At 47.0% G+C, this 12,877-nt stretch carries 11 protein-coding genes; 6 read left to right on the forward strand and 5 right to left on the reverse strand.

Annotated elements, in window-relative coordinates; genetic code table 11:
- Positions 1–136: 136 nt before the first annotated feature.
- Together QMK20_RS02740 and QMK20_RS02745 are read left to right on the forward strand one after the other, a co-directional pair.
- A complete protein-coding gene (locus QMK20_RS02740) occupies positions 137–559 on the forward strand; it encodes a MarR family winged helix-turn-helix transcriptional regulator (RefSeq protein WP_283654490.1) in 423 nt (140 codons plus the stop codon).
- A gap of 177 nt (positions 560–736) precedes the next feature.
- On the forward strand, positions 737–1,888 hold the full coding sequence (locus QMK20_RS02745; RefSeq protein WP_283654491.1) for a glycosyltransferase family 2 protein: 1,152 nt from the start codon (positions 737–739) through the stop codon (positions 1,886–1,888).
- 204 nt (positions 1,889–2,092) lie between these two features.
- Here the strand turns inward: QMK20_RS02745 and QMK20_RS02750 are convergent, their stop codons facing one another.
- Together QMK20_RS02750 and QMK20_RS02755 are read right to left on the reverse strand one after the other, a co-directional pair.
- Positions 2,093–2,521: a DUF3995 domain-containing protein gene (locus tag QMK20_RS02750; RefSeq protein ID WP_283654492.1), complete on the reverse strand. Its 429-nt coding sequence runs from the start codon at positions 2,519–2,521 to the stop codon at positions 2,093–2,095.
- A gap of 12 nt (positions 2,522–2,533) precedes the next feature.
- The gene (locus QMK20_RS02755; RefSeq protein ID WP_283654493.1) at positions 2,534–3,088 is read right to left on the reverse strand and encodes a TetR/AcrR family transcriptional regulator; all 555 of its coding nucleotides are present in this window, start codon (positions 3,086–3,088) and stop codon (positions 2,534–2,536) included.
- A 569-nt stretch (positions 3,089–3,657) separates the two neighbouring features.
- Here QMK20_RS02755 and thrS point away from each other — a divergent pair.
- Complete coding sequence (thrS, locus tag QMK20_RS02760; RefSeq protein WP_283654494.1) at positions 3,658–5,571, forward strand: threonine--tRNA ligase; 1,914 nt, start codon at positions 3,658–3,660, stop codon at positions 5,569–5,571.
- Positions 5,572–5,747: 176 nt separating this feature from the next.
- Here thrS and QMK20_RS02765 read toward each other — a convergent pair whose 3' ends face one another.
- Positions 5,748–6,551, reverse strand: coding sequence for a GTP pyrophosphokinase (locus tag QMK20_RS02765; RefSeq protein WP_283654495.1), 804 nt, complete (start codon positions 6,549–6,551; stop codon positions 5,748–5,750).
- A gap of 265 nt (positions 6,552–6,816) precedes the next feature.
- Here QMK20_RS02765 and QMK20_RS02770 point away from each other — a divergent pair, with 265 nt between their 5' ends.
- The 3 genes from QMK20_RS02770 to QMK20_RS02780 are packed head-to-tail and all read left to right on the forward strand — an operon-like array spanning position 6,817 to position 8,949.
- Entirely contained in the window at positions 6,817–7,278 is a 462-nt protein-coding gene (locus QMK20_RS02770) for an S-ribosylhomocysteine lyase (RefSeq protein WP_025685885.1), read from the forward strand.
- A gap of 5 nt (positions 7,279–7,283) precedes the next feature.
- Entirely contained in the window at positions 7,284–8,054 is a 771-nt protein-coding gene (locus QMK20_RS02775; protein WP_283654496.1) for an SDR family NAD(P)-dependent oxidoreductase, read from the forward strand.
- Between the two features lie 22 nt (positions 8,055–8,076).
- Complete coding sequence (locus QMK20_RS02780) at positions 8,077–8,949, forward strand: MetQ/NlpA family ABC transporter substrate-binding protein (protein ID WP_283654497.1); 873 nt, start codon at positions 8,077–8,079, stop codon at positions 8,947–8,949.
- Between the two features lie 342 nt (positions 8,950–9,291).
- Here the strand turns inward: QMK20_RS02780 and QMK20_RS02785 are convergent, their stop codons facing one another.
- Entirely contained in the window at positions 9,292–9,714 is a 423-nt protein-coding gene (locus tag QMK20_RS02785; RefSeq protein ID WP_283654498.1) for a hypothetical protein, read from the reverse strand.
- Positions 9,715–10,290: 576 nt separating this feature from the next.
- Positions 10,291–12,720, reverse strand: coding sequence for a UvrD-helicase domain-containing protein (locus QMK20_RS02790; protein ID WP_283656179.1), 2,430 nt, complete (start codon positions 12,718–12,720; stop codon positions 10,291–10,293).
- Between the last annotated feature and the right edge of the window lie 157 nt (positions 12,721–12,877).

A 12,877-nucleotide genomic window follows, 5' to 3' on the forward strand; every position in this document is an offset into this window, starting at 1 on the left:
TTTAGTTGCACACGCAACTAAATGACGGTTCTAGTGTACAGCAAATTAGTTGCGCATGCAACAATATTGTTGTAAAATTTGCCTTGGTCCCACCTGAAGATTTGCCATTTTTAAGCCACTGAGGTGTATTTATTTAATGAGAAAAAAACCGATTGGAAAGCTGATTTCCCACCTGTACCGGCGAAATCAAAAAATACTGTCCAAAAAACTGGCTCCTTATGGGATCGGCAGCGGGGGCCAACACAGCTTTTTAAAGCTTATTTTGCGGCGTCCGGGCATTACACAGGAACAGTTGACGAATGAACTCAAATTTGACAAAGCAACCACTGCGCGTTCTGTGAAACAATTGGAGGAATCGGGTTACATTGAGCGAGAAACGGACCCGAATGATCGTCGCTCCCATCTTTTGTTCCCAACGGCCAAGGCATTAGAATTTTATCCTGTCCTGCAAGGAATCTTGGATGAGTTCAATGCTGATCTTGTACATAATTTATCTGATGAGGAAGAAGACCTGCTTATCTCCCTGCTGCAAAAGATTAGTATAGACCCTGGTGAATAAAGGTATACAGCGGAATCATTGGCCACTCCCCCATCGGCTCCAACATACATCTCCAATAAAATCAAGCCTGTTTCAATCTTTAGAGGGTGTTTGACTATACCAGGCTAAAGTCATTGAATATATTGTTATCATTCATCTTATTTAAAGGTTTTCTAAAAAATGGGGGAGGAGATCACATTGGCTATCCGCTACAGCATCGTCATTCCAACCTATAATCGAGCCCAGCAGCTGTTGCTCACGCTCACTTCATTTGAAACACAAACCTATTCGAAGCATCTATTCGAAGTGATTGTAGCTGATGACGGTTCTACAGATGGAACGAAAGAAATGGTCGAAGGCTTCAAAGCATCCTATTCTCTTATCTATGTGTCCCATCCAGAACAACGCGGTCGATCTGCCGTTCGAAATTTGGGACTGCGCCGTGCCAAAGGGCTATACATCATTTTCTGCGACGCTGATTTTTTGGTGTTACCTGATTTTATTAGAATCGTGAGCCGTTATCACCGTAAATATCCCAAATCCGTGCTTTCAGGCTTCCCTCACTCGTGGGATGATGCTTATACCCATTATTACCCTGACTTTTCCCCTGCGGAAAAAGAACATTTTCGTAATACACTTACACAATCCAACCTATGGAGTGCGGACTTTGAAGCAGCGAATGAAATTATTCCGTTAATAACGCCAGAAGATATCCTTCATCAAACGGATGCATTGTCCAAGGTTATGATCCCTTCCAGAGTTCCCCCAAATGTCAAAAAGCAATTTGTCAAAACGGATGTAGCTTCTTGGACGTTATTAGTTACACGTTGTGTATCCATCAGACGCAGCCATTTGGCTCGTATTGGAGGTTTCAATGAACGGTTTGTACTCTATGGACTCGAAGACTGGGATCTTGGCTACAGGCTGCATCGATTGAAAATCCCTTTTTATTGCATCAAAGAGGTAGTCGGATATCACCAGGAGCATCCAACCCACCTCAGAGGAAACGTTTTAAATACGGAAAATCTGAAAATTATGTTTAAAACCTACGGATTTAATGACTCCTCGTTAAATTTATTCGCCCTTGTACATCCATCCCTGGATTTGGAGACTTACAAAAATACGTTGCGGGTACTGCGCAGTGGAAGCCGATCCAAGCAAACACGTTCGTCAGCGCTGTTGTTGAGGAGAACACTGCGAATGGCAGCCAAGCAGTTCTATTATCAAAACCATACTCATGCATACAAAAAATCATTGCGATGGATAAAAAAGAAAGCAAAGAGTGGGAAAAGTCGAGTCGCTCACGTGTTACGAGACATGGTGCTGAAGTCTGAAAAGCTGGTAGAGTAGTGTTGCTCGTTTTCAACGTGCAGCTCATACCCATCACATCTTCCCTATTGTGTGAAGGTAATTCAGGAAATGAAAAATCCACAATCTCACTCGATTGTGGATTTAGCGAAATGGAGGCGAGGGGAGTCGAACCCCTGTTCGAAGATAACGACATATAAGCTTCTGCGAGTGTAGAGACAGATTCATTATGACTACAGACCGTGTTTACTCCGTACGCAAGAACATAATCATTAAAATGGCTGTTCCCAAAAGGAAACAAAGGGGGGAATAGAGCACACTGTCCCATTTTGCAAAAACGGTTCCTTTCTTTCTCTTGAAGAACCCTACCCATTTGAAATCACCTATAGAACGTAAAATAAATAAACACGATAACAAGCCTGCTCCGTAGGAATAGAAGGAGTTGAAAAGCAGGAATTGTGTAACTCCCCCTAGTTCCAAGATGAACCAAGCGGCTAAAGCTAGTAAAATGGCTACAATCGCTGTACCTATTTTGGAGGGCTCAAAGAGCCTATCTGTTCCTGTGCTTGGAATCGCTGCGTTAATGCCAATTTTTCCACCGAATACCCAATATACATGCATGCCGCTCAGTACCAAAAGAATTCCGCCAACTGCCCATGTAAGTAACTCCAACATGTGACATCCTCCTTAAATTGAAATCCACTCCGTCCAAATCATGTGAATATGTTGCTGAATGGCTTCATCACTTAACGTCTCTTGTTTGTGCCGCTCATACCACCCTAAGTAATAATGGTACAACATCCATGATCTCTGGAAGGCTTTCTCTGGCTGCATTCCCTGCTGTATTAATAACTGCTTCATAAACTCCGTTCTCATCTGTTCCACTTCATCCAGAATGGAGCGATACGTGTCATCTCTCAAAGACAGTTTCCGTAGATAAAACAGGAAGTCTCCCCGTTTCGTCGTACCGAACATCCGGGTCAGCAAGTCTCTGATCCGCTCATCTGCGGTAGCATGGATGATGGACGCTGCAATAACCCGCTGTGTTGTCTGTTCCTTCCACGTCTCAACAATCTGTCTAATATAGCTGCTGCGATTGTCAAAATACCAATAAAAACTGCTCTTGCTGCATCCTAAGGAAACGGCCATTTTTTCGATAACGAGCTGCTCGATGCCGCCCTGTTCAAACCGTTCAATTCCTTTCTGAATCCATTGTTCTTCTGTGACAATGATTTTAGGCATCTTTCCTTCCCCCTCTCTTCTTTTTTTCTGTACGATACCGTCTAGATGGGTATTATATTACAGCGTTTTTTGAGTTGTGTAAATATATGTACATCCGTTCTCACCACCAGATGATGAATGTGAGGAGTGAAACTTACATAAACAGCCACTTGAAATAGCTGCAAATTTCATCTATAATGCTGTAGCATATAGTAATATTCAAGGCATTGACCAAAGACATGATTTCCTTGAAGGGCCGTTCAGAGAGAAAAGACGAGGCTGAGATCTTTTCCGGCAACCGCATGTGAAGTTACCCCTTTGTAGCCGTGACGTTGAACATGTAGCTGTGTAATGTGGCAGTGACATCAGTAAGCGCCTACCGATTTATCCCCGTTAACGGATACCAATGGAGGGTCACGCATGTCGTGCATGAACATGTTTAATGAACATGAATGTATGCACAGGAGCGGGCCGAACTAGGGTGGAACCACGAGCTGAACGCACTCGTCCCTTGAGGGAGAGAGGCGTTTTTTTGCGTTCAATTTTGATATATAGCATGCAACCTTACAATTTGAATGGAGGCTTTAATCGTGAGTATTCAAGTAAAATTGCCAGATGGAGCCGTACGCGAGTACGAGCAGGGCGTAACCATTGCCGACGTGGCGGGTTCGATCAGCTCCGGTCTGAAAAAGAACGCAGTCGCAGGTAAAGTGAATGGGAAGGCTGTGGATCTGAACACCGTTTTGGAGCAGGATAGCAATCTGGAAATTATTACACTGGACGGTGCGGACGGTCTGGAAATTTATCGTCACAGCACAGCGCATTTGCTGGCACAAGCCCTCAAACGCATTTACGGTGAAAAGAAAGTGAAGCTGGGTATTGGTCCGGTCATTGACAGCGGCTTCTACTATGACATTGATATCGAAAACCCGTTGTCCGTTGACGATCTGGCGAAGATCGAGAAGGAAATGACGAAGATCGCACAGGAAAATCTGCCAATTACACGTCGTGTGGTCAGCCGTGAGGAAGCAACTCGTATTTTTGGAGAGCTGGAAGATCCATTGAAGCTGGAACTGATTCGTGATTTGCCGGAGGATGCGGAAATTACGATCTATGATCAGGGCGAATTTTTTGACCTGTGTCGCGGGCCGCATTTGCCATCTACAGGCCGCATTAAAGCTTTTAAACTGCTTAGTGTAGCAGGCGCATACTGGAGAGGCGATTCCAACAACAAGATGCTGCAACGTATCTACGGAACCGCATTCCCGAAAAAAGCACAACTGGATGAGCACTTGCACCTGCTGGAGGAAGCGAAGAAACGCGACCATCGCAAGCTGGGTAAAGAGCTGGAGCTGTTCATGTTCTCCGAAGAAGCACCAGGTATGCCATTCTACCTGCCTAAAGGTATGGTTGTTCGTACTGCACTGGAGGATTACTCCCGTGAAATACAACGTCTGCATGGCTATGAGGAAGTACGCACACCGCTGATGATGAACAACCGTCTGTGGGAACAATCAGGACACTATGAGCATTACAAGGAAAACATGTACTTCTCCGAAGTAGATGAAACTACATTTGCTCTGAAACCGATGAACTGCCCGGGGCATATGCTCGTGTTTAAAAATGAGCTTCATTCTTACCGCGATCTGCCGATTCGGATTTCCGAATTTGGACAAGTGCATCGCCATGAGCTGTCCGGTGCGTTGAACGGTATGATGCGTGTTCGTACATTCTGTCAGGATGATGCGCATATTTTTGTTACTCCGGGTCAGATTGAACAAGAGATTACGGACGTAATCAAGCTGATTAACGAAATGTATAGTGTGTTTGGTTTTGACTTCACAGTGGAGTTGTCCACACGTCCGGATGACTTTATGGGCGAGCCAGCGCTGTGGGATCAAGCGGAACAAGCTCTGCAAAACGTGCTGGATCACCTGGGCATCAACTACCGTATTAATGCGGGAGATGGAGCATTTTACGGTCCGAAAATTGACTTTCACATTCTCGATGCGCTCAAACGCAGCTGGCAGTGCGGAACGATCCAATTGGACTTCCAAATGCCTGAGAAGTTCGACCTCACCTATGTGGGCGAGGACAACCAGAAGCACCGTCCAGTCGTTATTCACCGTGCCATCTACGGTTCGATTGACCGCTTTATGGGTATCCTGACTGAGCATTTTACAGGTGCATTCCCATTGTGGCTGGCTCCTGTTCATGCGAAGCTGTTGCCTGTATCCGAGAACTATATCGAGACTGCCCATGAGGTGCAGGAAGCGCTGCTGCAAGCGGGTCTGCGTGTCGAAGTGGATACTCGTAATGAGAAGCTTGGTTATAAAATCCGCGAGGCACAATTGGAGAAGGTTCCATATATGTTCGTCATCGGGGAAAATGAAAAGACATCCGGTACTGTAGCGGTTCGCAAACGGGGCGAAGGCGATCTGGGATCGCTCAGCATTGCGGACATTGTTGAGAAAATCAGCACAGAAATCCGCGAGAAGCAGTAAGCTCTGAATAAAAGAAATAGAGCAAGACAAAAAGTATAGAGCAAAAGAGCGCTCAAGCCACGATAAAAGTGGTTTTGAGCGCTCTTTATTAATATAATCAGGATTTTGCAACGCTGAAGCTGAATCGAGGCTGTTGACGCCTCAGCCCAATGTTCAAGGATCATGTACACCGATACCTAGCAGGTCTGCGGCCGGGATTCGGTGTGATCCGTGGCGAGGGAGAGTGTCTTCGAAGAGGATTCCGCAGCAGTTGGCTGCTCGGGGGATTCTTCTTGCTCCTGTTCCTCGCTGAGCGACAAGATTTCGCCGCGCAGCTTTAGCATTTTCTGATCCAGTTCATAGGTTGCACGCGCAGCCTCGGATAATCCGTTAACGACATGCTCAGGCACTTTCTTATCGAACTTATAGTACAAAATATGCTCCATGCTGGCCCAGAAATCCATAGCCAGTGTGCGGAGCTGAATTTCAACCTTGATCCAGCGTGTACCTTCAAACAGAATTAGCGGAACTTCTACAATGACATGAAGGCTCTGATAGCCGTTGGGCTTGGGTTGGGCAATATAGTCCTTGACCTCCAGAATACGGATGTCTTCCCGTGTGCGCAGGTGATCCATCAGGCGATAAATATCTTTGACAAAAGCACACACGACTCGCATTCCCGCGATGTCATGAATTTCACGCAGTATATTGTCCAGGGTGACTTCATACCCTTTGCGTCGAACCTTTTCGACAATGCTGTGAGGCTCTTTGATTCGGGTCTTGATATGCTCAATCGGGCTAAAGCCGTCCATCAGCTTCCATTCGGTCTGAATCAGCTTGATTTTGTTCTTTAATTCCTCCAGAGCCAACTGATAAAGGACCGGGATTTTTCTCCATTCCTCCAGTTGCTTGGCGTTAACTCCGTTCTGCTCCAGCTGTAGCTGAAATTCCTGTAAGGGCAAAGGGACAGCATTCAAGTGCTTCCAATCCGGTTCATTCACAGGCCATTCTCCTAATTGAGGCTTACGATGTCCTCGATCTATTTCGTAAATATGCACTACCGTATATATTGTACACTATGTCAAAACCTACAGGCAAAGGAGAAGAGGCTGCGGGAAGAAAAAAAGGATAACAATTCATATTGTAAAACCGAGTAAACCGATGTATAATTACCGAAATGTTGATTCGAAGCATTTTAAAAAAATTACATGAAGCTCTGTTAGTCACTCTATTCAATATAAATTACAGAAAAAGAGGTCGGGACAAATGGCAAAAGTAGAAAGCTTTCAATTAGATCACACGATTGTAAAAGCCCCTTATGTAAGAGCAGCCGGTGTAGAGCATGACGAAAAAGGAAGTACAGTCCAAAAGTATGACTTGAGATTTTTACAGCCGAATGAAGATGCAATTCCAACAGCCGCTGTACATACGCTGGAACACTTGTTGGCGACGTATTTGAGAGATGAAATTAAAGGGATTATTGATATTTCTCCGATGGGATGCAGAACCGGGTTCTATTTAATTCTTTGGAACGAGCATGAGCCTGAAGAAATTGCAGTCGCTTTGGAAAAAACCTTGAAAAGAATTCTGGAAACCACGGAGGTTCCGGCTGTTACGCCTTTGGAATGTGGGAACTACAAGGACCACTCTCTTTTCTCGGCGCAGGAATATGTAAAAATTGTATTGGAAGCTGGCATTAGCCGAGATCCTTTTGAAAGAGTTTTTTAAAATCTATGATTTCGATCGACTTATCTCATCAGACAGCGGTAGTGACAGGCGGCAAGTCAGGTATAGGCAAGGGAATTGTGGAACTGTTCATTCAAAGCGGGGCCAAAGTGATTTCTGCTGATATTTCTTATGAAGAGCCGTATCGAGTGGTCAATCCGCAGTTGGTTGAAACTCATTTGGACATTTCCAGGCCGGACGATATTGAGAGATGGTGCAATGTACTGTTCAGTGAAACGGGAGTCCCTGACATATTGGTAAACTGTGCGGGCACTTCCACGATGGACTATGTCATTGATAGCGAGTTAGCAGACTGGGAGAAGGTATTTTCTATTAATTCAACCGGATTATATGTGACGTCCAAACGGTTTGCCAAAGAAATGGTGAACGCTCATAAGCCGGGACGAATTATTCAAATCGCTTCGCAGGCTGGAAAAAATGGATATCGGGCGATGGGAGGGTATTGCGCCTCCAAACATGCGGTTCTCGGATTAACCAAGGTTATGGGGATTGAGCTTGCGCCCCAAAATATTTTGGTCAATGCGGTGTGTCCCGGCATTGTAGAAACGCCGATGAAGCATCGGGAACGGATTGAGGGGGGCGTCATTCGTGGAATGACCGCTCAAGAAATATATGAGGAAGATTGTTCTCAGGTACCTCTGGGAAGAACGGCTGAGGTGGAGGACGTCGCCAATGTGGTGCTGTTTTTGGCAAGTCCGCTCTCTGCATACATGACAGGACAAGCGATTAATGTTACAGGCGGAATGACGATGCACTAGCAAGATCTGGGGGGAAGTAGAGATGAAGAAATCATTAATTTTACTATTAGGAATCAGTTTATTATTAGTAGCTGCAGGATGTGGCAATAAAAGCTCTGACAGTAGTGGCGCCAGCTCCACTTCCGGTTCGGAAACACAGAAAATAGTCATCGGCTCCATGGGTTCTGACGCACAGATCTGGAAGCATATTGCCCAATCTCAAGCGGCCAAGGATGCCAAGCTGGACATTCAAGTGAAGGAAATTAACGGCGGGATCGAAACGAACAATGCCACCAAGGAAGGCGAAGTGGATGTGAATGCATTCCAGTCGTGGGCATATCTCGTTACCTACAACAAGGAAAGTAAGGCGGATTTGAAAGCTATTGCCACAACCTATCTGGAGCCGATGGGCATCTACTCACAAAAATTCAAAAGCATTGATGAAGTGACGGACGGGGCTTTGGTGGCTTTGGCAGATAATCCGGCCAATACGGCAAGAGGCTTGAAGCTGTTGGAGGCGTCCGGCCTAATTAAGCTGAAAGCAGATTTTGATGATGCTTTAGGCACGGTCAATGATATCACCAGCAATCCTAAAAACCTGAAATTTGAGCTGATCGACGATAAAACAGGTCCTCGTGTGATTCAGGATGTGGGATTGGTTTTGATCGGGAATACGATTGCTTTAGAAGGTGGCCTGAATGTACTTAAAGATTCTTTGTTCCACGAAGAGATCAGTCAGGCGACCAAAAATAATATTAATGTCCTGGTCACTTCATCCGATAAGGCGAATGACAAAGGACTTCAAAAGTTGGCAGATCTGTATCATAGCGAGGATACCCAAAAATACATTAAAGATGAATTTGGCGGCACCAAGGTAGAGGTTAAAGAGCCTGTTTCTTATTTGGAAGGAAAGTAATACTCGGAAGTAGCTGTCGTTAAAATCATAGTTGAGCGGTAGAGGAATGACAGGATGCTCCCGATTTCCTCTATTTGCCCAATTTATTGATTATAAACCCAAAAACACAATGTACCCAATATACAAACAAGCGACAAAGGATAGAGCAGCCACTTGCTAACTCTACCTTTAAAAACGATTACCAAACAAACAGTACATATCCACGCGATTATCAATTGCCAGAAACCCAATGAATCAACACCTCCCCATGACAGCATACTTCGACAAAGTGAAATGTATATCCTTCCACTTGTTTTTTCATATGGAGCAAGAACTGCATGAGATCCAAAGATTCTGCAAGGATTATATAAAAAAGGCCAGCACATTGGCCGACCTGATCACCGAAGCCCGAAAGCTGTGGTGCTGTTCCTTACCACTAAGGTCAAAATATTTGTGAACCATTTCACTTTGGTTTAAATTAACTTTCGCTCCACCCTCAGTAATGAGAAAAACTTTCTCTGTCTCAGAGAGTTTTTTAATATCTTTTCCGGTATAATCCATTTCGCTTAAGATCTCGTATTGTTGTTTCTCCGTCAAAGATTTTGCATTCTCAATTGGCTCAACACGACCATCAGAAAATTTTTTAACCGTTATATTGCTGTCAATTTTCAGTGGAGTATAGTCCATTACTGCAATTTCTGCCGCACTAGCCGCGCTAACTGAGCCTTGAGATAATGCAAGGAGTCCAACTACCACAAGCGAGAGTAAGCCTGTCTTATGTTTCATTTTATACCTTCAAAATGGAATTATTTATAAATATATTCCCGATATTATCATATATATAGTATAATGATCAATTATTGGAGGTGATGATATTTTTGGTCAAAAAAATAAAATAATTAAAGTTACTTTAAGAATTGTATTTATTTTGCTAATATTAGGCTGGATTTATTATTATTCAGGATCTCATCCAAGTGAAATGGCTAAATTAGTTGGAATTTATGATGATTACTTAGTAATACAGAGTGATCCGGCTAACGGAGGTGAGATTAAAAAATTATATATCACTTCAAAATCCGTTATCCCTCCTCTTGTTGTGGGGAAAGAATATTATTTCGTGTCTGACCAAAGGTATTTTCAACGTCCATATATCCGTTTTGTAGAAGACTAAACATGAAGGTTCGCTTTGTTGTCCTTTCACAAAAGCATATTTCTGTTTCCACTCTCTTAAAGTACTTATGGAAATGGTATAAATAGAAATGACAGATATATAATGAACAATAAGCACCATCATAACCATGTAACTAGTGGTTTTGATGGTGCTTTTATACTTTTTCAGGGAAAGAATGATTTAGTTTATGCCTATCTGGCCGGGATGCTGCGTGTCTCCTCTGTCATCGGGGATGAGCAGAGCGGGCATACCGGCGGCGTGCCTGCTCCAGCCGAAGCCGTTCGGCGGGCGCCTGACGTATCGCGCCGCATCCACGCCTTGCAGGCGTCGTCGGTGCATTTCCACACGGGCACGCTGATGCGTGGCTCCTCCCGTGTACTTGCCACCGACGAGGCCGTCCGCGCTGACCCGCTGCCCGGTCCGGGCCTGCTGCTCACGCGGGTAGCCGTGCCGGACGCGTGAGCTCCGCTGCTGGCGCGGCCACCTTGCCCGGAAGTCCCCTTCGGCTGGCCGAAGCTGGTGCGCCGCGTTTCCGGCTTGGAAGCCTCAGGGGGTGTGACCCCGTAGGCTTCCAACAGGAAGCGCGACACGGCGGCAGGCTTGCCGTGGTTGGAGGCGGGGGAGGTGATGTACAGCAGCTCCTTCGCCCGGGTGACGGCCACGTAGGCGAGGCGGCGCTCTTCCTCCAGCGCCGCGTCGTTATCTACGGCCGCTGCGGGGGCTGCGCCTGCCCGCCGATCCTCTGGCAGCTCGCTGTGCAACGCGGAGCTGTGCGGCAGGATGCCTTCGCTGGCGCCGATCCAGTAGACGCAAGGGAACTCCAGTCCCTTGGCCCGGTGGATCGTCATGAGGCGGACAGCATCGCTGTCTTCCTCTCTGCGCAGCGATTCCATCTGACGGTGGCGCTCAGAAAGCTCGTCCGCAAAGCTGACGAACGCCTCCACCGTGTCAAAACGCTTCGCCGCCGTTTCCAGCTCCTCCAGACTTTCCTGCATCGTTTCCTTATAATGAGTCCACGCGCCCGTATCGCCGCTTTCCAAATATTTATCGTAGAAAACGCGCCGCATTTCCTGAATGGCATAGGTCGGCTTCATCGTGGTGAGGCTGCGAATCAGCCGAATACGCTCCTTCACCTGTTCACGCTGAAAGTCGCGCAGCCGATCCCAGCGGCTGAGATGGATTAACGGATATTTTTTAGCCTGCTGCTTTTCCTCGCGCATAATCCATTCCATCCCCGCTTCACGGGAAACATACAGCGGCCCAAGGGTACTTGGAATGGATTCCATCCGCCGGGGGTTCAGCGACAGACGCAGGTGATCCATCAAGGGACGAATCAGGGATTGGTCATAAAATACCGCCCCGGCCCCATACTGAATAAACGGTACATCCCGCATGATTAATTGCTCAAAAATAGAACGGCTTCCGCTGGCTGTCCGGTGCAAAATCGCGATATCCCGGTAGCGAAGCCGACCTTCCTCTACCTGTCCGAGCAGATGTGTAACAATATGCGCCGCTTCTTCCTCCGGCCCGGATGGCGTGGCAAACTGTGGGGGCAGGCCCTCACGTCCGGCAGCCGACAGGCGTTTGGAGCGTCGGTGGACGTTTTTGGCGACAATGTTGGAGCCCAGCCCCAAAATCCGTGCATCGCTGCGGTAATTAATATCAAGGGTAATGACCTTCGCATCCTTGTAGACCTTGTCGAACTCCAGAATGGATTCCTGACGTGCCCCGTTAAAGGTGTAGATCGTCTGGTCATCATCACCGACGACCATCAGATTGCGGTGACGGGCAGCCAATCGCTGCACCATTTCATATTGCAGGGCATTCGTATCCTGAAACTCATCGACCATGATGTGGGAAAAACGCCGCTGAAGCGGCTGAAGCACATCCGGGTCACGCAGCAGAACGGAAGCACGCAGCAGAATATCGTCAAAATCCATTTTATTGCGCTCCTGTTTCCACGCTTCATAAGCGAGCATGGCACGCTTGGCATCCGATTCCTCGCGTACGGTTTCTGGCAACTCGTCCGCGCTGCGGCCTTCCGCCTTCCAGGCGGAGAGGGCGGACAGCAGGCTTTCAGGCTGGAACGCCTCGCTAAGCCCGAGCTGGCGCAGCATCATTTTCATGACGGTGTGCTGCGCCTGCGTTTCGCCGAATACTTCATCCTGCACACCGCGATGCCGCAGCATCGCCAAAGCGAACGAGTGGAAGGTACGCGCTTGGACGGCACGTGCGGCAGCCGGGCGCACACCGGGCAATCCTGCGATGCGCAGCTTCATTTCGGCAGCCGCCTTGCTGGTGAAGGTCACCAGCAGGATGGACGATGCAGGAACATCCCGCAGCGCCATCAGGTAGCCTGCGCGGGCGGCCAGTACTGTGGTTTTGCCGCAGCCTGCCCCGGCTAGTGTCAGCAAGGGGCCTTTACCATGACGGACGGCCTGGATTTGCGGGCGATTCAAGTGAATACCCGCGTTCTCCAAAGCGCGAAAATAAGCCGAGTCGCGGTCACTGTCAGATACTAGCGTTGTGCTGGTATCCATAGAAGCACGGCGGGCCTGCGGGCTTGACACTGAATAAGGAACCCCGATAGGACGGGGGTAAAAAGCAGGATTTGGGTCCATGATCCTGAAACCCCTTTCGATTATAAAATCTTCCATTTTCACAAATGGGGGTAGTTTTTGGTATGATAGAGTTCTAGTCAGCATAAGCTGCTCTTGAGAACAAGACGATGGACTGAAATATATGCTGAAATGCTTGCATCCTTTCAAAAGGCGATAT

Source organism: Paenibacillus sp. RC334 (assembly GCF_030034735.1).
GTDB classification, from domain to species: domain Bacteria; phylum Bacillota; class Bacilli; order Paenibacillales; family Paenibacillaceae; genus Paenibacillus; species Paenibacillus terrae_A.

Coding starts and splice junctions, on each gene's coding strand:
- QMK20_RS02740 (WP_283654490.1), top strand. CDS start 137: ATGAGAAAAAAACCGATTGGAAAGCTGATTTCCCACCTGTACCGGCGA.
- QMK20_RS02750 (WP_283654492.1), bottom strand. CDS start 2,521: ATGTTGGAGTTACTTACATGGGCAGTTGGCGGAATTCTTTTGGTACTG.
- QMK20_RS02755 (WP_283654493.1), bottom strand. CDS start 3,088: ATGCCTAAAATCATTGTCACAGAAGAACAATGGATTCAGAAAGGAATT.
- QMK20_RS02770 (WP_025685885.1), top strand. CDS start 6,817: ATGGCAAAAGTAGAAAGCTTTCAATTAGATCACACGATTGTAAAAGCC.
- QMK20_RS02775 (WP_283654496.1), top strand. CDS start 7,284: ATGATTTCGATCGACTTATCTCATCAGACAGCGGTAGTGACAGGCGGC.
- QMK20_RS02780 (WP_283654497.1), top strand. CDS start 8,077: ATGAAGAAATCATTAATTTTACTATTAGGAATCAGTTTATTATTAGTA.
- QMK20_RS02785 (WP_283654498.1), bottom strand. CDS start 9,714: ATGAAACATAAGACAGGCTTACTCTCGCTTGTGGTAGTTGGACTCCTT.
- QMK20_RS02790 (WP_283656179.1), bottom strand. CDS start 12,720: ATGGACCCAAATCCTGCTTTTTACCCCCGTCCTATCGGGGTTCCTTAT.